This window comes from Nocardia harenae NBRC 108248 (assembly GCF_001612885.1).
GTDB classification, from domain to species: domain Bacteria; phylum Actinomycetota; class Actinomycetes; order Mycobacteriales; family Mycobacteriaceae; genus Nocardia; species Nocardia harenae.
Genome location: NZ_BDBH01000002.1, coordinates 83657 through 106559, shown reverse-complemented (window position 1 = coordinate 106559; position 22903 = coordinate 83657). Strand labels below are relative to the sequence as shown.

At 72.3% G+C, this 22903-nt stretch carries 23 protein-coding genes; 14 read left to right on the top strand and 9 right to left on the bottom strand.

Annotation, left to right across the window (positions count from 1 at the left end):
• Nucleotides 1-28: 28 nt before the first annotated feature.
• Both NH2_RS03400 and NH2_RS03395 read right to left on the bottom strand, forming a co-directional pair.
• A complete protein-coding gene (locus tag NH2_RS03400; RefSeq protein WP_067648034.1) occupies nucleotides 29-505 on the bottom strand; it encodes a YbaK/EbsC family protein in 477 nt (158 codons plus the stop codon).
• Between the two features lie 84 nt (nucleotides 506-589).
• The gene (locus NH2_RS03395; protein ID WP_067648031.1) at nucleotides 590-910 is read right to left on the bottom strand and encodes a 2-oxo-4-hydroxy-4-carboxy-5-ureidoimidazoline decarboxylase; all 321 of its coding nucleotides are present in this window, start codon (nucleotides 908-910) and stop codon (nucleotides 590-592) included.
• A 120-nt stretch (nucleotides 911-1030) separates the two neighbouring features.
• Here NH2_RS03395 and NH2_RS03390 point away from each other — a divergent pair, with 120 nt between their 5' ends.
• Together NH2_RS03390 and NH2_RS03385 are read left to right on the top strand one after the other, a co-directional pair.
• Nucleotides 1031-1852: a crotonase/enoyl-CoA hydratase family protein gene (locus NH2_RS03390; protein WP_067648030.1), complete on the top strand. Its 822-nt coding sequence runs from the start codon at nucleotides 1031-1033 to the stop codon at nucleotides 1850-1852.
• A 113-nt stretch (nucleotides 1853-1965) separates the two neighbouring features.
• Nucleotides 1966-2214: a hypothetical protein gene (locus NH2_RS03385; protein WP_067648029.1), complete on the top strand. Its 249-nt coding sequence runs from the start codon at nucleotides 1966-1968 to the stop codon at nucleotides 2212-2214.
• A gap of 91 nt (nucleotides 2215-2305) precedes the next feature.
• On the opposite strand, the gene NH2_RS03380 is transcribed toward NH2_RS03385, so the two are convergent.
• Nucleotides 2306-2797 carry an inorganic diphosphatase gene (locus NH2_RS03380; protein ID WP_067648026.1) on the bottom strand — a complete coding sequence of 164 codons (492 nt, stop codon included), beginning with the start codon at nucleotides 2795-2797 and terminating at the stop codon, nucleotides 2306-2308.
• A gap of 145 nt (nucleotides 2798-2942) precedes the next feature.
• Between NH2_RS03380 and dacB the strand changes: the two genes are divergently transcribed.
• From dacB to hpt, 4 genes are all read left to right on the top strand, one after another.
• Nucleotides 2943-4400 (top strand): D-alanyl-D-alanine carboxypeptidase/D-alanyl-D-alanine endopeptidase, encoded by a 1458-nt coding sequence (gene dacB, locus NH2_RS03375; RefSeq protein ID WP_067648023.1) that lies wholly within the window; start codon nucleotides 2943-2945, stop codon nucleotides 4398-4400.
• Nucleotides 4401-4412: 12 nt separating this feature from the next.
• A complete protein-coding gene (locus NH2_RS03370) occupies nucleotides 4413-5507 on the top strand; it encodes a zinc-dependent metalloprotease (protein ID WP_084505180.1) in 1095 nt (364 codons plus the stop codon).
• Between the two features lie 238 nt (nucleotides 5508-5745).
• Complete coding sequence (gene tilS, locus NH2_RS03365; RefSeq protein ID WP_067649187.1) at nucleotides 5746-6738, top strand: tRNA lysidine(34) synthetase TilS; 993 nt, start codon at nucleotides 5746-5748, stop codon at nucleotides 6736-6738.
• A gap of 25 nt (nucleotides 6739-6763) precedes the next feature.
• The gene (gene hpt / locus NH2_RS03360; RefSeq protein WP_067648020.1) at nucleotides 6764-7321 is read left to right on the top strand and encodes a hypoxanthine phosphoribosyltransferase; all 558 of its coding nucleotides are present in this window, start codon (nucleotides 6764-6766) and stop codon (nucleotides 7319-7321) included.
• Here hpt and NH2_RS03355 read toward each other — a convergent pair.
• The 4 genes from NH2_RS03355 to NH2_RS03340 all read right to left on the bottom strand — a co-directional run bounded on the left by NH2_RS03355 (nucleotide 7318) and on the right by NH2_RS03340 (nucleotide 13552).
• Nucleotides 7318-9759: a serine/threonine-protein kinase gene (locus NH2_RS03355; protein ID WP_067648017.1), complete on the bottom strand. Its 2442-nt coding sequence runs from the start codon at nucleotides 9757-9759 to the stop codon at nucleotides 7318-7320. The genes hpt and NH2_RS03355 overlap by 4 nt on opposite strands.
• 159 nt (nucleotides 9760-9918) lie before the next feature.
• Nucleotides 9919-10806, bottom strand: a complete 888-nt coding sequence (locus NH2_RS03350) for a LysR family transcriptional regulator (protein WP_067648014.1) — start codon at nucleotides 10804-10806, stop codon at nucleotides 9919-9921.
• A 368-nt stretch (nucleotides 10807-11174) separates the two neighbouring features.
• Nucleotides 11175-12002 (bottom strand): SDR family oxidoreductase, encoded by an 828-nt coding sequence (locus NH2_RS03345; RefSeq protein WP_067648011.1) that lies wholly within the window; start codon nucleotides 12000-12002, stop codon nucleotides 11175-11177.
• Nucleotides 11969-13552 carry an aldehyde dehydrogenase family protein gene (locus NH2_RS03340; RefSeq protein ID WP_067648008.1) on the bottom strand — a complete coding sequence of 528 codons (1584 nt, stop codon included), beginning with the start codon at nucleotides 13550-13552 and terminating at the stop codon, nucleotides 11969-11971. Before NH2_RS03340 ends, NH2_RS03345 begins: the two co-directional genes overlap by 34 nt.
• Nucleotides 13553-13704: 152 nt before the next feature.
• On the opposite strand from NH2_RS03340, the gene NH2_RS03335 reads away from it, so the two are divergent.
• Entirely contained in the window at nucleotides 13705-14964 is a 1260-nt protein-coding gene (locus tag NH2_RS03335) for a PucR family transcriptional regulator (RefSeq protein ID WP_067648005.1), read from the top strand.
• Between the two features lies 1 nt (nucleotide 14965).
• Here the strand turns inward: NH2_RS03335 and NH2_RS03330 are convergent, their stop codons facing one another.
• Nucleotides 14966-15238, bottom strand: a complete 273-nt coding sequence (locus NH2_RS03330) for a DUF2277 domain-containing protein (RefSeq protein WP_067648002.1) — start codon at nucleotides 15236-15238, stop codon at nucleotides 14966-14968.
• 90 nt (nucleotides 15239-15328) lie between these two features.
• Here NH2_RS03330 and NH2_RS03325 point away from each other — a divergent pair, with 90 nt between their 5' ends.
• Entirely contained in the window at nucleotides 15329-16183 is an 855-nt protein-coding gene (locus NH2_RS03325) for a DUF1266 domain-containing protein (protein WP_067647999.1), read from the top strand.
• Between the two features lie 6 nt (nucleotides 16184-16189).
• Here the strand turns inward: NH2_RS03325 and NH2_RS03320 are convergent, their stop codons facing one another.
• The gene (locus tag NH2_RS03320) at nucleotides 16190-17047 is read right to left on the bottom strand and encodes a hypothetical protein (RefSeq protein WP_245650444.1); all 858 of its coding nucleotides are present in this window, start codon (nucleotides 17045-17047) and stop codon (nucleotides 16190-16192) included.
• Between the two features lie 394 nt (nucleotides 17048-17441).
• Between NH2_RS03320 and ftsH the strand changes: the two genes are divergently transcribed.
• The 6 genes from ftsH to NH2_RS03290 all read left to right on the top strand — a co-directional run bounded on the left by ftsH (nucleotide 17442) and on the right by NH2_RS03290 (nucleotide 22872).
• The gene (gene ftsH, locus NH2_RS03315; RefSeq protein WP_067647993.1) at nucleotides 17442-19862 is read left to right on the top strand and encodes an ATP-dependent zinc metalloprotease FtsH; all 2421 of its coding nucleotides are present in this window, start codon (nucleotides 17442-17444) and stop codon (nucleotides 19860-19862) included.
• Nucleotides 19863-19984: 122 nt separating this feature from the next.
• Entirely contained in the window at nucleotides 19985-20617 is a 633-nt protein-coding gene (gene folE, locus NH2_RS03310; RefSeq protein WP_067649181.1) for a GTP cyclohydrolase I FolE, read from the top strand.
• A 58-nt stretch (nucleotides 20618-20675) separates the two neighbouring features.
• Nucleotides 20676-21500, top strand: coding sequence for a dihydropteroate synthase (folP, locus tag NH2_RS03305; RefSeq protein ID WP_067649184.1), 825 nt, complete (start codon nucleotides 20676-20678; stop codon nucleotides 21498-21500).
• Entirely contained in the window at nucleotides 21501-21875 is a 375-nt protein-coding gene (gene folB / locus NH2_RS03300; RefSeq protein WP_067647991.1) for a dihydroneopterin aldolase, read from the top strand.
• Nucleotides 21872-22399: a 2-amino-4-hydroxy-6-hydroxymethyldihydropteridine diphosphokinase gene (gene folK / locus NH2_RS03295; protein WP_067647989.1), complete on the top strand. Its 528-nt coding sequence runs from the start codon at nucleotides 21872-21874 to the stop codon at nucleotides 22397-22399. The genes folB and folK overlap by 4 nt, the downstream gene beginning before the upstream one ends.
• Before the next feature lie 2 nt (nucleotides 22400-22401).
• Nucleotides 22402-22872, top strand: a complete 471-nt coding sequence (locus NH2_RS03290) for a DUF3180 domain-containing protein (RefSeq protein ID WP_218021661.1) — start codon at nucleotides 22402-22404, stop codon at nucleotides 22870-22872.
• Nucleotides 22873-22903: the final 31 nt, after the last annotated feature.

The following is a 22903-nucleotide window of genomic DNA, read 5'->3' as shown; positions in this document are numbered from 1 at the left end:
GCACTCACAGCACCGAACCTACGCGTGCTCAGCTCATGTCGACCGGCTGTCCGGCGGTGATCCGCACCAACTCGGTGAACGAGGTGCGGAACAGCGTGCCGGGGTGCCCGCCCGCCGCCCACAGCTGCGGGTGCGCGGCGAGCGCGGTGTCCACCCAGGTGGAGAGGTTCGCCGGGTGCCCGAGCGGGGCCACCCCGCCCGCGGGCTGCCCGGTGACCTCCCTGGTGAGCGCCTCGGGGGCGGGGGTGAGCAGCCCCTCCAGCCGCGCCGATGTGCTCTCCAGCTGGACCTGGCGTCCGCCGCCGACCAGCAGCAGCACCGGTTCGTCGTCCAGCAGGAAGACCAGGGCCTCGACGATGGCGCCCGGGTCGACCCCGAGTGCGCGCGCGGCGTCCTCGGCGGTATCGATGGGCTCGGGCCGGGTCAGGATCACGCCGTGGTGCCCCCGCGAGATCAGGGTGTCGGAGACCCGGATCGCGCCCGGCGGCAGGCTCGACTTGCGCATGCGACCAGGGTAGGGCCGCAAGCCCGGTCCGGGGTCGCGGTTCGGACGCCGCGCAGTCTCGATGCGGCAGTGCGGGTCTCGCGCTCAGTACTCGGGGTAGCCGCCCTCGGGGCCGAGCATCCGCTCGATCCGCGCCGAAACGATCTTGGCCAGCGTCTCGACGGTGTGGTCGCCGCAGGCCTCGTGCACCACGGTGTCGAAGGCCCGTTCCAGGTCGCCCGCGGAGAGCGCGAGCAGCTCCAGTTCGACGGCATTGTGCAGGTCGTCGTGGTCCCGGTAGGGGCGCCCCGCGCTGATCCTGGTCGCCCAGGTGACGCAGCAGCAGCACTCGAAGAGGGCGTGCACGGCGCGGCCGTTCGGCATGGTGTTGAAGCGGTCGAGCCCGATTCCCTGATGCATGAGCATGGCGACCTCCGAGGGGCGAGAGGACCATCATCGGCTCCGCCGCACCGCGGAGACCAGCACCGGAGCCCGAAGTTTGCACAAGCTTTACAAGCGGCGGCACCGCCTCGATACGCTGTACAAATGACTGATTGGCAGGCCTTCACGGTCGAGACGAAGGACCAGGTCGCCCAGGTGACGCTCACCGGGCCGGGCAAGGGCAACGCCATGGGCCCGGATTTCTGGCGCGAGCTCCCGGAGATCTTCGACGGCCTCGCCGCCGACCCCGAGGTCCGCGCCATCGTGCTGACCGGCTCCGGCAAGAACTTCTCCTACGGGCTCGACCTGCCAGCCATGGCCGGGTCGTTCGGCCCGCTCATGGGCGACCGCGCGCTGGCCGCGCCGCGCACCACCTTCCTGAACGAGATCCGCGCGATGCAGGCGTCGATCACGGCGGTCGCGAACTGCGCCAAGCCGGTGATCGCCGCGGTCTCCGGCTGGTGCATCGGCGGCGGGCTGGACCTGATCGCCGCCGCCGACATCCGCTACGCCAGCGCCGAGGCCACGTTCAGCCTGCGCGAGGCCAAGGTGGCGATCGTGGCCGACGTCGGCTCGCTGCAGCGGCTGCCCGCGGTGATCTCCGAGGGCCACCTGCGCGAACTCGCCTTCACCGGCAAGGACATCGACGCCGCACGCGCCGAGCGGATCGGCCTGGTCAACGAGGTGTTCGACAACCAGGAGGCGGTGCTCGACGCGGCGCACGCGGTGGCCCGCGAGATCGCGGCGAACCCGCCGCTGGTGGTGCAGGGCGTCAAGGACGTGCTCAACGAGCGGCTCACCGCCGAGGTGGCGGCCGGGCTGCGCTACGTCTCCGCGTGGAATGCCGCGTTCCTGCCGTCGGACGATCTCACCGAGGCCATCCAGGCGGTCTTCGAGAAGCGGGAGCCCCGCTTCCAGGGTCGGTAGCGGCTCGCCCCAGGGGTGGGTGTCACCACCCCTAGGGGTGGCTGTACCAGGGGTTTTCCGCTCGTAATGTTCCTGTCGACGAGCACGAAGCAACACCGACAGGAGCACACGAAATGCGGATCAAGTCCTTCGCCATGGCAGGCCTGCTGGCTGCCGCCGCCGTCGCCGGGGTGTCGACGGCGGCGACCGCCTCCGCCGCGCCCGAGTACCGCACCGTCGAGACCATCTGGGTCGGCACCTACTCCACCTACGCCGCCTGCTCCGCCGACGGCGAGTACGGCCCGGCGCACCCGGACTGGAAGTACTACGAGTGCGTCCTGAACTACGACGGCGAGTGGGATCTGTACTACTCCACCTGGTGATCGGCGGGCATCCCCCTCCACCGCCCGGTCACCGCATGCGAAGGGCGGGAAGTCCGAATCCATCGGACTTCCCGCCCTTCGGCGCGTGCGGTCAGTGCCCGCCGCTGTCCTGCAGCCGCTTCAGCGAGGCCTGCACCTCGGCCTCGGCCTCGGCGCGGCCGACCCACTCCGAGCCCTTCACGAACTTGCCCGGCTCCAGATCCTTGTACCGCTCGAAGAAGTGCTTGATCGCGGCCAGCTCGAACTCCGGCACGTCCGGCAGGTCCTGGATGTGCTCCCAGCGCGGGTCGCCCGCGGGCACCGCGAGGATCTTGTCGTCGCCACCGGCCTCGTCGGTCATCCGGTACATGGCCACCGGGCGGGCCTCGACGATCACGCCGGGGAAGACCGATTCGGGCAGCAGCACCAGCGCGTCCAGCGGGTCACCGTCCTCACCGAGGGTGTTCTCGATGTAGCCGTAGTCCGCCGGGTACGCCATGGAGGTGTAGAGGTAGCGGTCCAGCTTGACCCGGCCGGACTCGTGGTCCACCTCGTACTTGTTCCGGGAACCCTTGGGAATCTCGATGGTGACGTCGAACTCCACGCCATCTCCTTCATCGGTCGTGCGGAGTCTGCCGACTGCGCCAGGTTGTACTGAGGAACGATTGCGCAACGAGGATAGTGTGGGCGTCGAGCACTCGGGTGCGGGAGGCGGCCGCGCGGGCGGCCGGAGGAGGAGCGGCGGACACGTGACGGGCGGGAACAACAGGAACACCGGCGAGCTGGCCGCGCGGCGCCGCCGCCGCACCCGGCTCTGGGCGGGGTTGGCGCTGGTCGTGCTGGTCTCCATGGTGGCGTCGGTGGCGCTCATCGTGCAGCCGTGGACGCCGGAGTTCCGGCACGGCGGGCTGACCGTCGCGGCGCCGCCCGCCACGGTGACGGTGGACCCGAAGATCGATCCGGCGCCCTCGAACGCCGCCGCCCCCAGCGCCGGCGGCATCGGGGCGGCGCTCGCCGGGGTGGTCGCCAACCCCGACCTCGGCGCCTTCTCCGGCCAGGTGACCGACGCGGACAGCGGGGCGGTGCTGTGGAGCGGCACCCCGGACACCCCGATGATCCCGTCCTCCACGCTCAAGGTGCTGACCACCGCCGCCGCGCTGCTCGCGCTGCCCGCGGACAGCCGGGTCACCACGCGGGTGGTCGCCGGGGCCGCGCCGAACGAGGCGGTGCTCGTCGCCGCGGGCGACCCGACGATCACCGCAAGGCCGGACGGCAAGGGTTACTACCCCGGCGCGGCCAGGCTCGCCGACCTGGCGGCCGGGCTGCGGGGCCGCGGCATCGACACCATCGTGGTCGACACCTCGGTCTACACCGGGCCGACCATGGCGAAGGGCTGGGACCCGGCCGATATCCCCGGCGGCTCGATCGCGCCGCTGGAGCCGGTGATGATCGACGGCGGCAGGCTCGACCCGCTGGTCGAGTACGCGCCGCGCAGCACCACCCCGGCGCTGGACGCGGGGCGGCAGCTCGCCACCCAGCTCGGCATCGACCCGGCGAAGGTCGAACTCGGCACCGCCGCGCCGGGCGCGGCCGAGCTGGCGAGCGTGCGCTCGGCGCCGCTGCGCGACCGGCTCAGGCAGCTCATGGTGTGGTCGGACAATGTGCTCGCCGAGACGGTGGGCCGGGAGGTGGCCGCCGCGCGCGGGCTGCCGCAGAGCTTCGACGGCGCGGCCACCGCGGTGCGCGCCGTGCTCACCGAGGCCGGGTTCGACCTCACCGGGGTGACCCTGCACGACACCAGCGGGCTCTCGGTGGACGACCGGGCGCCCGCCCGCGCGCTCGCCGCCGTGCTCACCGCCGCCGCCGAGCCCACCGGGGACGCCGTGGTGCGACCGGCGGGGACGAGCGCGCAGCCGGAGAGCGGCGCGCTCGCGGCGAAGCTGGCGCCGCTGCTCGACACGCTGCCGGTCGCCGGCGCCACCGGCTCGCTGGCGAGCCGGTACACCGGCGGCGATCCGGTGGGCGCGGGCTGGGTCAGGGCCAAGACCGGAACTCTCTCGGTCGCCAGCGCGTTGGTCGGGTATGTGCTCGATCGCGATGGGCGCGTGCTGACGTTCGCGCTGATGTCGAACGACCGGCCACCGGAGGTGAGCCGGCCCGCACTCGACGCCATCGCAGGCACACTGCGCAACTGTGGCTGCTCCTGACGGGTGGGTGAGATGAGCGAAGGATCCAACGGGGCCGACGTCGGCCTGGTCGAGGCGAAGCCGCGTTCCCCGCTGTCCGGGAGTGTGGACTGGCGGCTCGCCGCCCGCACCGGCGGCGCGCTGGTGCCCGCCGGGCCGCGCACCTCCCGCTACTCGGCGCAGCAGGTGGTCAGCGAGCTGGCCGAGGCATCGCGGCGGGCCGAGGGGCCGGTGCGCGAGGTCAGCATGCTGCTCGACGACCGACCGGTGCCCTCGGCCCGGATCGTGGACCGGCCCGGCTGGATCGAGGCCGCCGCCGCCTCCATGGCCCAGCTCACCGACGGGCCGGACGGTGCGGCCGGCGGCGGCCGGTTCACGGGCAAACCCGCCGGGGTGCAGGCCGGAGCCATGCTCGCGCTGCTCTCCACCGCCATCCTCGGCCAGTACGACCCCTTCACCGGCGAGGACGGCACGCTGCTGCTGGTCGCGCCGAACATCATGGCGGTGGAGCGCGCGCTGCGGGTCTCGCCGAGCGACTTCCGGCTCTGGGTCTGCCTGCACGAGGTGACGCACCGGGTGCAGTTCTCCTCGGCGCCGTGGCTGGCCGAGTACATGCGCGGCAATGTCGAGGTGCTCGGCGCTGCCGCCGACGAGCCGCCGGGGGAGCTCATCGGCAGGCTGCTCACCGAGGTGCGGCGCAGGCGCGGCGGCACCGGGTCGGACGACCCCGCCGACCGGGGCGTGATCGGGCTGCTGCGCGCCTCCCAGGCGCCCGAGCAGCGCGCGGCGCTGGACCGGCTGCTCGTCCTCGGCACCCTGCTGGAGGGGCACGCGGACCACGTCATGGACGCGGTCGGCCCCGCCGTGGTGCCGAGCGTGGAGCAGATCCGCGCCGCCTTCGACAAGCGCCGCAAGCGCGCGGTGAACCCGGTGCAGCGGGTGCTGCGCGCGCTGCTCGGCGTCGACGCCAAGCTGGCGCAGTACGTGCGCGGGAAGAAGTTCGTCGACGAGGTGGTGGCCACGGTCGGCACCGCCCGCTTCAATGCCGTCTGGACCGACGAGAGCACGCTGCCGCTGCCCGACGAGATCGCGGAACCGGGGCGTTGGGTCGCCCGTGTGCTCGGATAGGGGCGTCTCCGGGGCTCCGGCCCGGACCCCGGCCGGCGGCGGTGCGCCGAGCGGCCCCGGCGCGGGTGCCCTGCGATCCGGCCCCGCGGGTGGCCGTGGTGAGCCGGGCGCTCCCGGCTCGGGCAGCGCCTCCGGATCCGAATCGGGACGCGGCGGTGCGCCGGACCGGAGCCGCGTCGCGCCCCCATCACCCGCGAGCGTCCGGGCCGCGCGTGGGCAGCGTACCGCCCCGCCTCCGCTGCCGGAGACCGACGCCGCTCTGGTCCTGCGACGGTCGGTTCGCGACTGGCTGAGGGCGTACTCGGCGCCGGATGCCGAGGTGGCCGTCGCGCTTTCGGGGGGCGCCGATTCGCTGGCGCTGACCGCGGCGGCCGTCGCCGAGGCGGGGGCGGTGCACGCGCTGGTGGTGGATCACCAGTTGCAGGCGGGGTCGGGGCGGATCGCGGAAGCCGCGGCGCAGGCCGCGCTGGAGCTCGGGTGCGCATCGGCCACCGTGCTGCCCGTCGAGGTGACCGGCCCCGGCGGGATGGAGGCCGCCGCGCGCGCCGCGCGCTACGCCGCCCTGGACGGGGCCCGCGCCGGGCGCGAGGTACTCCTGGCCCACACCCTGGACGACCAGGCCGAAACCGTCCTCCTCGGCCTGGCCCGCGGCTCCGGCCCGCGCTCGCTGCGCGGCATGGCCCCGCACAGCCCGCCCTGGGGCCGCCCGCTGCTCGCGGTGCGCCGCACCGACACCGTGCGCCTCTGTGCCGATCTGAACCTGCGGCCGCACGTCGACCCGCACAACTCCGCCCCCGAGTTCACCCGGGTCCGGCTGCGCCACGAGGTGCTCCCGCTCCTGGAGGACGTCCTCGGCGGCGGCGTCGCGGCGGCGCTCGCCCGCACGGCGGCGCAGCTCCGCGAGGACACCGCCGTCCTCGATGCCCTCGCCGCGGAGTTGCTGACCACCGCCCGCACCCCGGGCACCGGCCCGCACCCCGACCTCGAGGTGCCCCCGCTCGCAGCGGCGCCCGCGGCGCTCCGGCGCAGGGCGATCCGCTCCTGGCTCCTGGAAGCGGGCGCCCGCGCCCCCGGCGACACCACCCTGCGCGCGGTGGAGACGCTGGTCGTGCGCTGGCGCGGGCAGGGAGCGGTCGCGGTCGGCGGCGGAACCCCGGCCCGCCGGTTGGTGGTCGCCAGGGAGCATGGCAGGCTGACCCTGCGGCTCCGCGGCCGGGCGGATGGTCCGTGATCGACACGGAAGGACACCAACGGACGTGTACGGGGACGACATCGCCTCGGTGCTGATCACCGAGGAAGAAATCGCCACGAAGACGAAGGAACTGGCCGAGCGGATCGCCGAGCGGTTCCCAGCCGGCGCCCCCGAGGGCGACCTCCTGCTGGTCGGCGTGCTCAAGGGCGCGATCTTCTTCATGACCGACCTGGCGAAGGCGCTGCCGATCCCCACCCAGATGGAGTTCATGGCCGTCTCCTCCTACGGCTCCTCCACCTCGTCCTCCGGCGTGGTGCGCATCCTCAAGGATCTGGACAAGGACATCGCGGGCCGGAACGTGCTGATCGTCGAGGACATCATCGACTCCGGCCTCACGCTCTCCTGGCTCAAGCGCAACCTCTCCACCCGCAACCCCGCCTCGCTCGAGGTGGTCACGCTGCTGCGCAAGCCGGACGCGCTGCGCACCAAGGTCGACGTCGCCATGGTCGGCTTCGACATCCCCAACGACTTCGTCGTCGGCTACGGCCTCGACTACGCCGAGCGCTACCGCGACCTGCCCTACATCGGCCTGCTCGACTCGAAGGTCTACGGCGGCAACTAGTCCGGTTCGGTGGGGGCCACCACCCGCTCCAGCGCCTTCAGATCCGCCTCCAGCGCGCGGAACAGCACGTAGGAGCCGATGAAGGCGACGATGCCGCCGACGCAGAGCACCCGCACGGCCACGATCACCGAGGGGATGTCCTGCGGTGGTAGGAAGGTCACCCCGGCCACCGCGAGCAGCGGCACCGAGGCGGCCACCGCCAGGTAGCGGGTGCTGCGCCGGGCCAGCCCGCGCAGCCGCACCGCGTCGCCCTCGTCCACCGCGCCGTGCCGGAGGAAGATCGGGTAGATGCAGCGCACCAGGTAGAAATTGGCGAGGAAGAACGGGTACGAGACGGCGATCGCGCCGCACACCACCAGTGAGGCGAGGAAGTGCACCACCGCCCCGCCGTCGATATCGCCGGTGGCGAGCCAGAGCGTGAACGGGAAGGTGATCCCGGCGATCACCCACATGGTGAAGGGGATCACCACCGCGCGGTCGCCGAAGGCGAGCGTCTGGTCCCTGGCCCGGCGGAGCGTAGCCACGTCGTACCTGCGCCCGCGCCGCAGCCCCGGTGGCACCGAGACGATGGTCCGCGACAGGTACACCAGTAGCAGGAAGCCGAGCGGGAAGAAGACCGCGTTCACTGTCCCGGTGGCGGCGGTGAAGGTGCGCTGCGCCTCCTCGGTGAGCCGCGCCACGATCAGGTTCTGGTTGTGGTGGATGTTGTAGAGCGAGGCGAGCACGTTCGGCACCCCGACCGCGATCGTCAGCACCGGGATCATCCAGGTCCGCAGCCGGACCCGCCAGCTCTCCGGTGCCGGGTCGACCAGCTCCCGCGCCCTCGGGTCAAGGCACAGCTCGAACTGCTTGGCCAGGTTGGCCCCGGTGGACCAGCGCCGGTCCCGGTCCGGGTCGAGGCAGGTGCGCAGGATGCGGAGCAGCGCGGTCGGGGTGCCGGGCGGCACCCGGTTCAGCGCGGTGGGCTCCAGGCCGCGGACGCGGCGCTCCAGCATGGCCTCGAAGGTGGTGTCGTCGCCGTGGCCGTCGGCCTCCGCGGTGCTGTCGTCGAACGGCTTGGCGCCGGTGAGCAGCTCCCACAGCACCACGCCGAGCGAGTAGATGTCGCTGCGGGTGTCTAGGTCGGCGGCGGTGCGGTCCATGCCGGGGTGGCAGGCCTCCAGCTGCTCCGGCGACATGTAGGCCAGCGAGCCGCCGAAGTAGGCGACCGGGCTCGTGCCCTCCACATTGCGGCTGAAGCTGATGTTGAAGTCGGCCAGCTTCGGCACCGCCTCGGCGGTGAGCAGCACATTGGCCGGTTTGACGTCGCGGTGCAGCACTCCGTGCTCGGCGGCGTAGTCCAGCGCCTCGGCCAGCCGCCTGCCCAGCCAGGCCACCGTCTCCGGCCAGCTCAGCGCGGCGATCTCGGCCCTGACGCTGGAGTCGGTCGGCCGGATCTCGCCCTTCTCCTCCATGGCCGCGTCCACCGCGTCCAGCAGCAGTTGCCCGGTGCGGTCGGCCTCCGGGGTGGCGCGCACCCAGCGCAGCACCCCGAGCAGCGTGCCGCCGGGCAGGAACTGCATGTAGAGCAGGCGCAGCCGCCGCACCGCCCGATCGCCCGGCTCGGTGTCGAGCAGCCGCTGGTCGAAGACCCGGACGATGTAGTCGTGGTCCAGCTGGGCCAGGGTCTGCGGCTCGGTGCCGTGGTCGGCGGAGATCTTCACCGCGACGAGCCGCTGCAGCGACCGCTGGCGGGCCAGGAAGACCCGCGCGAAGGCGCCGCTGCCGAGCCCGGTGAGCAGGTCGAAGTCGTCGATGCGCCGCCCGACCTCGATGCGATCGAGTATGTCCAGGCGGCCCGTGTCGGAAACGCCGGTCGATGGCGTGCTCGGGAGGGCGGTCGCGGTTCCGGTCAGGTCACCTCGGGGCACGGGGGTATAACGATGCAGCACCGTCTCCTGGTTCACCGCTCGGGTGGCATCCGAGTCCAGATCGGGGTCCGGGTCGGCCCTGCGGGTGCTCTGGTCCGGGTCGTCGGCATTGAGCAGCGCGCGCAGCGCGCTCGCCTGCGCCGGGTGCTCGCTGAGGCACTGGTTCGGGTCGAGCCGTTCGCCGCTGTGCCTGCGGATCACGAACTCCTCGTAGATCAGCTCGGCGGGCAGCGCGGCCGGATCGAGCTCGTCGAACTCGCCGCAGTATTCGCGCAGATGCTTGCGGGTGTGCTCGGCGGCGCTGCGCCCGACCCAGCGCTCCCACAGATCGACGCGGATCAGATCGATCAGCGCTTCGCGGCGCAGGGTGGCGGCGTCCGGCAGGTACTCGGCGAGCACCGGCGGGCCTGCGGCGGCGAGCACCGCCGACTCCCAGGCGGCGACGAAGGCAGCGACCCTGGTGTCGGTGTTGGTACCGCCCGTCGGCCCCGTCCCGAGCCCGGGGTTCGGTTGCGAATCGGCGCTCATACGTCTCGACGGCCTTCTGTTCCGGTGGCGCTGCCCGGTGGGCTGCCACGGCTGGGATGGCCCTGCTCCGATGCCCCTGCCCGGGGTTACCCGCGCGCCCGGGGGCGGGCGCCGGGCGGGAATTGAGCCCGGGAAAAGCTTATCGCGCTCGCGCGCGGATCACCCCGCCAGCGCCGCCGGCCGTCCCGCGAAGCCACCCTCGGTGGCCCGCGCCGCGAACTCCAGGATGGTCGGGCGGGAGTCGTCGGCCCGCCAGGCCACCGCGAGCTCGCACGGCGGCAGCCCGGCCACCGGCCGCGCCGCCAGCCCGGGCCAGCGGTACATCGGCACATTGTTCTCGGCGAGCAGGCAGACCCCGAGGCCGAGGCTCACCGCCTCCAGCCGGTCCTCCGGGGTGGTCGCCTCGGCGCCGATCCTGGCCTGGCGGCCGTGCCTGGCGTCGTTGCCGACCCAGAAGTCGCGCACCGCGCCCGCCTCGGCGGGCAGCGCGACGAAGATCTCGTCGGCGATGTCGGAGAACTCGATCCGGTCCCGATCGGCGAGCGGGTGCGTCTCCGGCAGCAGCACCCAGCGCGGCTCGCTGCGCAGCACCTGCCAGCGGTACCGGTTCGGGTCGGGGAGCGGGAGCCAGACCAGCGCCAGATCGGCCTGCCTGCCCGCGAGCCCGCTGGAGCCGTCGGTCCAGGAGGCGGCGTGCAGCGCGAGCCGGTGCCCGCTCGCCGACTCCAGCTCGTTGAGCAGCCCGCGGCCGAGCGCCGACTGGATCCCGACCCGCAGCACCTCACCCGCCTCCTGCAGCGAGGCGTTGGTGTTCTCCCAGAGTTCGAGAATCTTGCGGGCGCCGTCGAGCAGCTCCTTGCCCGCGACGGTCAGCGCGACGCTGCGCTGATTGCGATCGAAGAGCACCACGTCGAGCTGGCGTTCCAGCTGACGGATCTGCCGCGACAGCGTGGGCTGTGCGATGTGCAGCCGCTGAGCGGCGTTCGTGAAATGCAATTCCTCAGCGACGGCGACGAAATACCGCAGATCGCGCAAGTGCGGGTCCATAGCTCTTTGCTATCAGAATCGCTGTCCGATTTCCAGCCTAATCGAGCCTCGAAGTCTGAACTGGCGCAGAAAAACAGTCGTCAGGTTTGTTAGTTACAGCATATGGCGTGGATCGGTCTCTCGCATGCCGAGCCGAGCGAATTGCGGGCATTCGGACTTCCGTCCAACTCGGCTCGATCGCGCACCGGTGTGACCAGGCGGAATGTGAAAACCGGCAGTGTCGCTCGTGCAAGGCCGCGACCGGCGCGCGAATCGGGCGATCGGGCAGTGACGTCCGATGATGTGATGCCTCAGCCGGAGTGGCGCAGCACTCTGTGATATATATCACAGAGTGCTGCGTGGCCCGTGTCAAGGCCGCCGGGCAGGCGCTACACGCTGCGGGCGCGATCCTCGTATGCCTTACGGCGGTCGCTGTCCACATCCTCGAGGAAGGTGTGCGAGGCGCCGAGCGAGCGGGCGATGGCATCGCCGACCGACTCCGGCAGGAAATTGACGATCCGGGAGATCGCCCCCGCCACCGCCGTGATCCGCACCTTGGACCTCGGCTTGACGATCAGCGCGGCGATGGCCGCCGCGATGTCCTCCGGCTCGGCGGGCGGCATGATCTTCGGCGTGCTGACCCCGGAGCCGAGCTCGGTGTTGGTGAGCGTCGGCAGTACCGAGGAGAAGTGCAGCCCGGTGCCCCGGTACTCCTCGCGCAGCGTGTCGGTGAAGCCGAGCACCGCGTGCTTGCTGGCGTTGTAGGTGGCGAGCCCGGGGATGTGCGATTCGCCGGCCAGCGAGGCGATATTGATGACGTGGCCGCTGCCGCGCGGCAGCATCCTGGCCGCCGCCAGCTTGGAGCCCAGGATCACGCCGTAGACATTGATGTCGAGGATGCGCCGGGTGAGCGCGTCCGGCTCGTCCACGAGCCGGCCGGTGGGCATGATCCCGGCATTGTTGATCCGCACGTCGATCGGGCCGAGTTCGCGCTCCACCTCGTCCAGGAAGCGGGTGAACGACTCCGCGTCGGTGACGTCGAGCTTGCCGTAGACCTCGAAGTCGTGGTCGGTGCCGGACTGCTTGACCGTGGTCTCGTCGATATCGCCGATCGCGATCCTGGCCCCCTGCTCGCGCAGCGTGCGGGCGGTCGCGAGGCCGATGCCGCGCGCCCCGCCGGTGATCACGACGACCTTGCCGCGGACGGCGGTGCCCACTTGTCTCCTCCTTGGATCTTGCGCACGGTGGACAGGTCGAAGCGGCGCCTGCCGCGCGCGCCCGCCGCCCGCATGGCGCCGAGCGCGACCATGAGCTTCGGCATCTGGTACGGGAACCAGGTCAGTTCCTTCTGGGTGGTGGGCAGCAGCGGGGTGGTGATCGCCTTCTGCCTGCAGTACTTCCGCACGCCTGCCGCGCCGCCCCAGCGCGCGCCGATGCCGGACTGGTTCCAGCCGCCCATCGGCAGCGCGAAGTTGAAGAGGTTGGCGAAGACGTCGTTGATGTTCACCGCGCCCGCGTTCAGCTGCCTGGCCACCCGCTCGCCGCGGGCCTTGTCGCCGGTCCAGACCGAGGCGGAGAGGCCGTACTGCGAGTCGTTGGCCAGCCGGACCGCCTCCGCCTCGTCGGCCACCTTGACCACCGGCAGCGTCGGGCCGAAGGTCTCCTCGCGGATGCAGGACATGGAGTGGTCGACGTCGAGCAGCACCGTCGGCTGGAAGAGCGTGCCCTGGCCGGTGCGCCTGCCGCCGGTGGCGACCGTCGCGCCCGCGGCGACCGCCTCCTCGATGTGCCGCTGCACGATGGCTACCTGCGCCTCGTTCGCCAGCCCGCCGACGTCGTGCTTCGACTCCCTGCCGTCCAGCCCCTGCCGCAGGTTCGCGACCGCGTCGGTGAGCTTGGCGACGAACTCGTCGTACACCGGCGCCTCGACGTAGACCCGCTCCACCGAGATGCAGACCTGCCCGGAGTTGAACATGCCGCCGAAGGCGACGCCGTGCGCGGCGCGCTCGAGGTCGGCGTCGGCCAGCACGATCGCCGGGTCCTTGCCGCCCAGCTCCAGGCTGTACGGCACCAAGCGTTCGACGCAGGCCGCGGCGATCTTCTTCCCGGTCGCGGTGGAGCCGGTGAACTGGATGTAGTCGGCGTTGTCGACCACCGCGGCGCCGGTCGCGCCGCCGCCGGTGACCACCGCGAAGACCGGAGGGGCGCCGATCTCGGCCCAGCCGCGGGCCAGCTCCAGCGCCGACAGCGGGGTGACCTCGGAGGGCTTGAGCACCACCGCGGCACCCGCGGCCAGCGCCGGGATCACGTCGAGCGCGGGCATGGCCAGCGGGAAGTTCCACGGGGTGATCACGCCGACCACCGGGTACGGCGAGTACACCGTGGTCAGCCGCTTGACCCGGGCCAGCGGGCTGTGCGGGGACGGGTGGTCGTCGGCGAGGAACTTGCCGGCGCGGCGCGCGTAGAAGCCGATCAGGTCGGTGGCGAAGGCCGGGTCGATGAGGGCGTCGGCGCGCGGCTTGCTCGTCTCCGACTGCAACACGTCGGCCAGCTGCTCGGTGTTGTCGATGATCCAGTCCTGCAGCTTCATCAGCCATTCCTTGCGCCCGTCGGCGCCGATGGCCTCCCACTCGGGCTGGAAGAGCCGCAGCTCCCTGACGGCCGCGGCCACCTCGTCGGCGGTCTGGTCCGGCACGGTGCCGACCAGGTCGCCGGTGCCCGGATTGCGGACCTCGATCGCCGGTGTCTCGGCCTCGGTATTGGTCACGGCTGTACTCCCACCTCGTTGTGTACCGCGGAAACGCTGTGAATCAGCTCACCGGCCTATGAGGATGACACAATCGAGGGCGACATTCTTGGCCCGATCCGTCAACGGAGCGGCGCCGGTTTGTTACAGCGGCACAAAAGAGGGAGCGGCGGATGTCTTCCGGCACGCGCGACGAGATCATCAGGGACTGGCTGGCCGAGTACGCCTTCGAGACCATGCGCACGCAGACCCTGGACCAGGTGGTCGAGCGGCTCGACGCGGTGATCGTGGACCGGGTGCCCGAGCTGCGCGACCACGACATCCGGCGCGACCTCACCGCGAGCACCAGGGCACACGCCCGGCTCATGCTCGGCGGGCTGACCAGCGACAGCTTCGACGTCCCGCTGCCGGAGGAGGTGCACGCGCTGGCCCGCACCATCGCGCAGCGCGGCTACGACCTGCGGCTGCTGCTCCGTACCTACCACGTCGGGCTGGAGGCGGTCCTCGACTACCTGCGCGAATCGTTCGAGGAGCGGCAGACGCCGCCGGAGATCGAGCGCACCGTGCTTGTCCGTACCTTCGAGCGCGCCACCCGCTGGGTGAACACCTCGGTCGAGCTGCTCACCGAGACCTACCTGGCCGAGCGCGAGCAGGTGCTGCGCGCCGCCCTGAACCGCAGGGCCGAGACGGTGCGTGCGCTGCTGGCAGGCGACGACGTCGACCCCGAGCAGGCCGCGGTGCGGCTGGGCTACCGGCTGAACCAGCAGCACCTCGCCTTCGTGCTGTGGAGCGACGAGCCGTTCGGCGGCGAGGGCGACGTGATCGGCGGGCTGGACCGGGTGGCGCACCGGATCGGCGCCGCGCTCGGTAGCAACCGGCTGCTCACCGTCGCCTCCGGAGCCAGCGGGATGTGGGCGTGGGCCGGGCTGGACGAGGCACAGGCCGCGCGGCTGGCCGGGCCGGAGGAGCCGCTGCTGCCGGCGGCGGGGGAGGTCGAGGAGCCGGTGCGGGTGGCGTTCGGGGTGCCCGCCCCCGGCGCCGCCGGGTTCCGGCGCGGGCATCGGGAGGCGGTCTCGGCGCGGCAGGTGGCCGAGCGCTCGGGGGCGCCGGTCACGGAGTACCGCGCGGTGGAGGTCGCGTACCTGGTCGGGGTCGACCGCGCGGCCATGCACGGGCTGGTGCGGCGCGAGCTGCGGGCCCTGGCCGGGCGGGACGCCGCCACCACCCGGCTGCGCGAGACGCTGCACGCCTACCTGCGGCACCAGCGCAGCCCGGAGGCGACCGCGCGGCAGCTCGGGGTGCACAAGAACACCGTGCGCTACCGGATCCAGCGGGTCGAGGAGCTACTCGGGTATCAGGTCGAGGAGCGCGGGCTGGCGCTGGAGGTCGCGCTCACCTGCGTTGCCGCCTACGGCCCCGGCGCGCTGGACTGAGCTACTCGGCGCTGTTCTCCGCGGCCTCGCGCGCGGCGATCCGGCGCAGCGGCGGGTCGGTGCTCGGCGGCACCCTGCGGTCGGGCAGCTCGGCGAGCAGCTGGGTGGTCGCCGCGGCGATGGCGGCGACGGCCCGGTCGACGGCGGGCTTGGTGGTGCTGCTCAGGCCGGAGACACCACCGACCTTGCGCACGTACTGCAGTGCGGCAGCATAGATCTCCTGCTCGGTGGCGGCGGGTTCCAGGCCACGCAGGACGGTGATGTTTCTACACATGGATGCACGATAGCCCCCAGGCGCACCCGAGGTCAGGCCAAGAAGCGCAACTGAACCAGTGACCTGTGGGGGAGCCCCTAGACTCGGCGTATGCCTTCCCGCGGTAAAGCGACTCCGACACCCTTTCCGTACGAGGAGCTGGACAATCGCGAGGAGGACCACTGGTCCGGGGCGCACCTGGACGACGACCGGCTGCGCGCGCTCGCGCTCGGTGCCTTCTACTCCGCGCGCTGGGACGCCTTCCACGACGGGCTGCTGCTCGGCCCGGAGCGCGAGCACCCGCTCGGCGACCGCCGCGAGCTCGCCATCGACACCCTCACCGGGGCCTGGGGCATCACCGACGGCACCGAGGCGCAGGCCTCGATGGAGCAGCTGCTGAAGGGCATGCACGCGCCGCTCTACGCGCTGGTGCACCCGCTGGTCACCGCGGCGCTGACCGCGGGCGAGCGGGACCGCTTCGGCGAGCGCGCCGACCGGCACCGCGCTTTCCTCCGGCAGGTCGCCGCCTTCCGCGGCATGGAGAACCCGGAGGCGCTGGTCCGCGACTACGACATCTGGTGTCAAGCGATCAAGATCGGCTTCACCTCGCATCTGGCCCGCCCGGTCGCCACCTGCATCCACGCCTGGGACCTGGCCAGGGTGACGGCGGTGGCCAGGATGGCCTACACCGCCGGCTACCTGGAGGCCGACGTCGCCTGGAGCTACATGGCCCGCGCGCTGCCGCTGGCCCAGCGCAAGTACCGGAACTGGCGCCAGTTCGGCGACGCCTACCTGGCCGGCTGGACCTACTGGCAGGCCTGCGAGGATCTCGCCGTGCTCAAGGACGGCGGCGTCGACCGCCGAATGGAGCTGCTCCGGCTCTGGACCCGCCCGACCAGCCCGTGGCGCCGGGTCGCCCTGCACCCCCGCCCTGAGCCGGAGCCGCAGGACGCCGCCGCCGAGTAGCTCGGCTCAGCAGCGATCGGGCAGGGAGCGCAGGATGCCGCGGCCGAACCGCTGGAACTGGCTCTCGTCCACCATCCCGAGCGAGTGCCGCTCGACCAGCAGCTCCCACTCCGCGTAGAGCGTGGAGACGCCGGGGTCCGGCGGGGCGATGGCGCCGTGCGCCGCCTCCAGCCGCACCGCGAAGTTCACCGCGCGCGCCATCCGCTCCAGGTCGGCCCGCTCGCCCGCGACGAACTCCAGGGTCAGGAAGCCGTCGTGCACCGAGAGCACGGTGCGCATGTCGCTCTCCCGGTCGGCGCCGGTGCGCGCCCAGAGCACCGCCGGTACCGGCAGCTCGTGCGCGACCCGCAGGTCGAGCGCGATGAAGAGCAGCCTGGTCGTGGTCGCCGCGAGCAGCCCCTGGCCGGTGTCCGGCACCCGCGCCGCGACCACCGCCGTCTCCAGCAGGTACTCGTCCGGCGTCACGTAGCGCTGCAACGCCGCCACAGCCTGCCCGGCGCCGCGCCGCGGCGTCATCCGGTGGGTCGCCGCGTCCACATCTTCACGCGTCGGGCCGTTGCGGCCCCAGGTGGGGGCGGGCGGCGTCAGGTCCGGCTGCTCGATCTCGACCCGGCGCGCGGCCAGGATCTGGGTGTTCAGCTGGGCGACGATCTCGGTGGCCGCCGGGACGTCGTGCTCGGCGATCAATACCGGGAGCGGGGTGCGGTCCGCCGGTACGCCGACCAGCAGCGGCGCCGGGTCGCGCAGGTAGATCTCGATCACGACGGCATCGTCCGCGCGCCGGTTCAACCGCGCCTTGAGCAGGTCGGAGATCGGGACGTCGAGGACTGCCTCGCCCTCACCCTCGGTTCCTGGTCGCAACACCACCAGCCGGCCGCGCCCGTGCCGCAGGATCGCGGTTGGCGTCCGTAACTCGACTATGTCCATACCCCCTGCGCTCGTTCGGTTCGCTCGCGCGCCCGGGGTACTTCGCTGGCCACGCGATTCGCCGCCCGGCCCGTGGCCGACGCGGCTGTGTCGTCGCTCACCATAGGCCGGACATGCCATGATTGTTGCCACTTGCAATAAGCCGGACGGGGCTCCTCGGGAACCAATGCGGCGCCCCGGCCGTTTACCACGTCGACTGCACCTGGCAGCCGAACTGTGCGATGTATGCGAGTAGACCGTACGCGGTAACGTGGCATATCCGCATCCGAACCCGCATCGCTAGGCACGAACCGGAGACACCGGAAAGGACTGGCCGCCCGGCCTACGCTCTATGAACCGCAAGACAGTGTTCCGCACCCTGGCCATAGTCTCGGGCATTCTGCTGGTCATCTACGCGTTCAGCTGGTTCGGCAACGACACCCGCGGCTGGAAGAGCGTCGACACCTCGGTGGCCCTCAGCCAGCTGGCGGACAAGCCGAACGTCAAGAACGTGCAGATCGATGACCGCGAGCAGCAGCTCCGGATCGAGCTGAACAACGGCAACGACGCGACCGGCGGCGAGTCCAGGATCCTCACCAAGTACCCCGGCGGCAGCGAGACCTCCGCGCAGATCTTCGACGCGGTGCGGCAGTCCGGTGCCCCGTACAACACGGTGGTCAAGCAGGAGAGCTGGTTCACCCAGATCCTGCTGTTCGTGCTGCCGATGGTGATCCTGCTCGGCCTCTTCATCTTCGTCATGGCGCGCATGCAGGGCGGCGGCCGCGGCGGGATGATGGGCTTCGGCAAGTCCAAGGCCAAGCAGCTGAGCAAGGACATGCCGAAGACCACCTTCGCCGACGTCGCGGGCGCGGACGAGGCGGTCGAGGAGCTCTACGAGATCAAGGACTTCCTGCAGAACCCGGTGCGCTACCAGGCGCTCGGCGCCAAGATCCCGAAGGGCGTGCTGCTCTACGGCCCGCCCGGCACCGGCAAGACGCTGCTGGCGCGCGCCGTCGCGGGCGAGGCCGGGGTGCCGTTCTTCACCATCTCCGGCTCGGACTTCGTCGAGATGTTCGTCGGCGTCGGCGCCTCCCGGGTGCGCGACCTGTTCGAGCAGGCCAAGCAGAACAGCCCCTGCATCATCTTCGTGGACGAGATCGACGCGGTCGGGCGCCAGCGCGGCGCCGGGCTCGGCGGCGGCCACGACGAGCGCGAGCAGACCCTGAACCAGTTGCTGGTCGAGATGGACGGCTTCGGCGACCGCACCGGCATCATCCTGATCGCGGCCACCAACCGGCCCGACATCTTGGATCCCGCGCTGCTCCGCCCCGGCCGCTTCGATCGGCAGATCCCGGTGGGCAACCCGGATCTGGCCGGGCGCCGCGCCATCCTGCGGGTGCACTCGCAGGGCAAGCCGATCGCGGCCGAGGCCGACCTGGACGGGCTGGCCAAGCGCACCGTCGGCATGTCCGGCGCCGACCTCGCCAATGTGATCAACGAGGCCGCGCTGCTCACCGCGCGCGAGAACGGCTCGGTGATCACCGGCGAGGCGCTGGAGGAGTCGGTGGATCGGGTGATCGGCGGCCCGCGCCGGAAGAGCCGGATCATCAGCGAGCACGAGAAGAAGATCACCGCGTACCACGAGGGCGGGCACACCCTCGCCGCCTGGGCGATGCCGGATATCGAGCCGGTCTACAAGGTCACCATCCTGGCCCGCGGCCGCACCGGCGGCCACGCCATGACCGTGCCCGAGGACGACAAGGGGCTGATGACCCGCTCCGAGATGATCGCCAGGCTGGTCATGGCGATGGGTGGCCGCGCGGCCGAGGAGCTGGTGTTCCGCGAGCCGACCACCGGCGCCTCCTCCGATATCGACCAGGCCACCAAGATCGCCAGGGCGATGGTCACCGAGTACGGCATGAGCGCCAGGCTCGGCGCCGTCCGCTACGGCCAGGAGCAGGGCGACCCGTTCCTCGGCCGCTCGATGGGCGTGCAGTCGGACTACTCGCACGAGGTCGCGGGCGCCATCGACGAGGAGGTGCGCAACCTGATCGAGGCCGCGCACACCGAGGCGTGGTCGATCCTGAACGAGTACCGCGACGTGCTCGACGATCTGGCCACCGCGCTGCTGGAGCGGGAGACGCTGCACCGCAAGGATCTGGAGCAGATCTTCACCCAGGTGGAGAAGCGGCCGCGGATCACCGCGTTCAACGACTTCGGCGAGCGCGTCCCCTCGGACAAGCCGCCGGTCAAGACCCCGGGCGAGCTGGCCGCCGAGCGCGGCGAGAAGTGGCCGCCCGAGCCGATCGCCGCGCTGCCCGTGCGGCAGCCGAGCGGCGCGCACGCCGGTGCCAACGGCGCACCCGCGGTGCCGAACGGCGCCGCCGGGTACCAGGGCAGGCCGCAGGGGTACCAGGGCGGGCGCCCGCCGGGGCAGCCGCAGGGCCAGGGGTACGGCAGGCCGGGCGCCGGCGCCACCGGAACGCACGGCTCCCGCCCCGACTACGGCGCCCCCGCCGGCTGGTCGGCCCCCGGCTGGCCGCCGCGCGAGGACGACCCGCGCCAGGGCAACCCGTACGGCCCCGGCGAGCAGCAGCGCCCCGGCGCCAGGCCGTGGAACCGGGAGGGGCAGGGCCGCGGTTACCAGGGCGAGCCCGGCTACGGCTCGGAGCCGGGGTACGACCAGGGCTACCCCGGTGAGCAGGGCCGCTACCCCGGTGACGAGGGTCACCAGGACAACCCGGACTGGGACGGACCGAACGGTCGCCGCTGATTCGCTGCGCATTAGGCTCGGCACTGGGGTGTTCGGGTCTTTCGCCCGCACCGAGATTGGAGGTGTCCGTGATGACGGCCAACGAGAAATCGGCCAGCCAGAACGGCGGCGCCGTCGACCTGATGAACGAGGACGGCGTACGGATCGACGCGCCCGCACGCGACGCTGTCGCGCTGGCGACCGGAAGCACATTCGACCAGCCACGCGCCGAGGCCGCGGTGCGCGAGTTGCTGATCGCCGTCGGCGAGAATCCCGACCGGCCCGGGCTGCTCGACACCCCGTCCCGGGTGGCCCGGGCCTACCGCGAGGTCTTCGCCGGGCTCTACGAGGATCCGGACGCCGTGCTGAACACGACGTTCGACGAGGGGCACCAAGAGATGGTGCTGGTCAGGGACATCCCGCTGTACTCGACCTGTGAGCACCACCTGGTGGCGTTCCACGGCGTCGCGCACGTCGGCTACATTCCCGGCCCGCACGGCCGGGTCACCGGGCTCTCCAAGCTGGCCAGGCTGGTCGATCTCTACGCCAAGCGCCCGCAGGTGCAGGAGCGGCTGACCAGCCAGATCGCCGACGCCCTCATGCGCAAGCTGGACCCGCGCGGCGCCATCGTGGTGATCGAGGCGGAGCACCTGTGCATGGCCATGCGCGGCATCCGCAAGCCGGGCGCGAGCACCACCACCTCGGCGCTGCGCGGCATGCTGCAGTCCAACCCCGCCTCCCGTTCCGAGGCCCTGGACCTGATCCTGCGGAAGTGAGCACACGGTGACCGGGCTCGCCGGTATCGGCTCCCGGGCGGGCCGCTCCTGCCTGGTGATGGGCGTCGTCAACGTCACCAGCGACTCCTTCTCCGACGGCGGCCGCTACCTGGACCCGGAGCACGCCATCGCGCACGGCATAGCGCTCTACGAGGCAGGCGCCGACCTGGTGGACGTGGGTGGCGAGTCCACCAGGCCCGGCGCGGTCCGGGTCGACCCGGCGACCGAGGCGGCGCGGGTGGTCCCGGTGATCCGCGGGCTGGTCGCGGCCGGGGTCCCGGTCAGCGTCGACACCATGCGGGCGAGCGTCGCGGAGGCGGCGCTCGCGGCCGGGGTCACCGTGGTCAACGACGTCTCCGGCGGGCGCGCCGACCCGGACATGGTCCGGGTGGTCGCGGCCGCGGGGGCGCCGTGGGTCCTCATGCACTGGCGGGGCAGCACCGGCTTCCGGCACACCGGCCCGGCCGACCACTACGACGACGTGGTCGCCGAGGTGCTGACCGAGCTCACCGCCCAGGTCGAGCTCGCGCTGGCTGCCGGGGTTCGGGCCGACCGGATCGTGCTCGACCCCGGGCTCGGCTTCGCCAAGAACGCCGAGCACAACTGGGCGCTGCTCGCCGCGCTCCCGCAGCTGGTCCGGCACGGCTTCCCGGTGCTGGTCGGCGCCTCGCGCAAGCGCTTCCTCGGCACGCTGCTCGGCGACGCGGCCGGGCCGCGGCCGCCGGACGGCAGGGAGTCAGCCACCGCCACCATCTCCGCGCTGGCCGCGCTGCACGGCGCCTGGGGCGTCCGGGTGCACGACGTGCGCAGCTCGGCCGATGCCATCGCCGTCGTCGATGCCTGGCAGCGCGCCGCCCGGCCCCTCACCCCTGGAGTGCGCTGAATGACCCGAGCCGACCTCTCCCGCATCGAGCTGCGCGGCCTCACCGCCTTCGGCAGGCACGGCGTCTTCGAGCACGAGCGCAGGGACGGCCAGGAGTTCCTCGTCGACCTGACGCTCTGGCTCGATTTCAGCGCCGCCGCCGCCAGCGACGACCTGGCCGCCACCGTCGACTACGGCGCGCTGGCCGGGCGCGCGGTGGCGATCGTGCAGGGCCAGCCCCGCAACCTCATCGAGACGGTGGTCACCGAGATCGCCGACGACATCATGACCGACCCGAGGGTGCACGCCGCCGAGGTGGTGCTGCACAAGCCCTCCGCGCCGATCCCGCACACCTTCGCCGACGTCAGGGTGGTCACCCGCCGGGAGCGCGGATGAGCCGCGCGGTGCTCTCCATCGGCTCCAATCTGGGCGACCGGCTCGCCCGGCTGCGCGCGGTGGTCGCCGGGTTCGGGCCGCGGGTCGCCGCAGTCTCCCCGGTGTACCGCACCGCGCCGTGGGGCGGGGTCGAGCAGGACGACTTCCTGAACGCCGTGCTGCTCGCCGACGACCCGGCCTACGAGCCCGCCGACTGGCTGCGGCACGGCGCCGCGCTGGAGGACGCCGCGGGCCGGGTGCGCGAGGTGCACTGGGGCCCGCGCACCCTCGACGTCGACGTGGTGTGGTGCGGCACCGAGGCGGGGCCGGTGCGCAGCGCCGACCCCTGGCTCACGCTGCCGCACCCGCGGGCGCACCGCCGCGCCTTCGTGCTCGCGCCCTGGCTCGATGTCGAGCCCGACGCGGTGCTCACCGCCGCCGGGGCGACCCGGCCGGTGCGCGACTGGCTGGCCGCGCTCGACCCCGCCGAGCGGGACGGCGTGCACCGCACCGGCGACGACATCGGGGCGGCGGGGCTGCGGTGAAGCTGAAACCCGCCAGGGTCTTCGACCTGGTGGTCACCGTGCTGACCGCCGCCATCGCCACCTGGATCGTCACCAGGGTGGCCTACGGGCGATTTCCGCCGATCTCGGTGTTCGCGGGTGCGTCGCTGTACCCGGTGGCCGCGATCGAGGTCGCGCTGGCCTTCGTGATCAGGCAGCGCGTGCAGGACGACCGGATCGGCACCGGGCCGCGCAGGCTGCACCCGATCACCGCGGCGCGGGCGGTGGCGCTGGCCAAGGCGTCGATCCAGGTCGGCGCGCTGGTGTCCGGCATCTGGCTGGGTTTCCTGCTCTGGGTCTTCCCGCGCAGCGGCACCCTCGACGCCGCCGCGGCGGATGCGCCGAGCGCGGTGGTCGGGCTGATCGCCGGGCTCTGCCTGCTCGCGGCGGCACTGTGGCTCGAGTATTGCTGCCGCGCCCCCGACGACCCGACCGACGATGCGGCTACTACTTAGCAAATCTTTCGAATGGAAATAATCAGCGCGG

Bases quoted from the DNA above. Each gene is read 5' to 3' on its own strand.
- folB (WP_067647991.1), top strand. From the start codon at position 21,501: ATGACCCGAGCCGACCTCTCCCGCATCGAGCTGCGCGGCCTCACCGCC.
- folK (WP_067647989.1), top strand. From the start codon at position 21,872: ATGAGCCGCGCGGTGCTCTCCATCGGCTCCAATCTGGGCGACCGGCTC.
- NH2_RS03395 (WP_067648031.1), bottom strand. From the start codon at position 910: ATGCTCATGCATCAGGGAATCGGGCTCGACCGCTTCAACACCATGCCG.
- NH2_RS03355 (WP_067648017.1), bottom strand. From the start codon at position 9,759: ATGAGCGCCGATTCGCAACCGAACCCCGGGCTCGGGACGGGGCCGACG.
- NH2_RS03330 (WP_067648002.1), bottom strand. From the start codon at position 15,238: ATGTGTAGAAACATCACCGTCCTGCGTGGCCTGGAACCCGCCGCCACC.
- folP (WP_067649184.1), top strand. From the start codon at position 20,676: ATGGGCGTCGTCAACGTCACCAGCGACTCCTTCTCCGACGGCGGCCGC.
- NH2_RS03325 (WP_067647999.1), top strand. From the start codon at position 15,329: ATGCCTTCCCGCGGTAAAGCGACTCCGACACCCTTTCCGTACGAGGAG.
- NH2_RS03370 (WP_084505180.1), top strand. From the start codon at position 4,413: ATGAGCGAAGGATCCAACGGGGCCGACGTCGGCCTGGTCGAGGCGAAG.
- folE (WP_067649181.1), top strand. From the start codon at position 19,985: ATGAACGAGGACGGCGTACGGATCGACGCGCCCGCACGCGACGCTGTC.
- NH2_RS03350 (WP_067648014.1), bottom strand. From the start codon at position 10,806: ATGGACCCGCACTTGCGCGATCTGCGGTATTTCGTCGCCGTCGCTGAG.
- NH2_RS03335 (WP_067648005.1), top strand. From the start codon at position 13,705: ATGTCTTCCGGCACGCGCGACGAGATCATCAGGGACTGGCTGGCCGAG.
- ftsH (WP_067647993.1), top strand. From the start codon at position 17,442: ATGAACCGCAAGACAGTGTTCCGCACCCTGGCCATAGTCTCGGGCATT.
- NH2_RS03385 (WP_067648029.1), top strand. From the start codon at position 1,966: ATGCGGATCAAGTCCTTCGCCATGGCAGGCCTGCTGGCTGCCGCCGCC.
- NH2_RS03400 (WP_067648034.1), bottom strand. From the start codon at position 505: ATGCGCAAGTCGAGCCTGCCGCCGGGCGCGATCCGGGTCTCCGACACC.
- NH2_RS03390 (WP_067648030.1), top strand. From the start codon at position 1,031: ATGACTGATTGGCAGGCCTTCACGGTCGAGACGAAGGACCAGGTCGCC.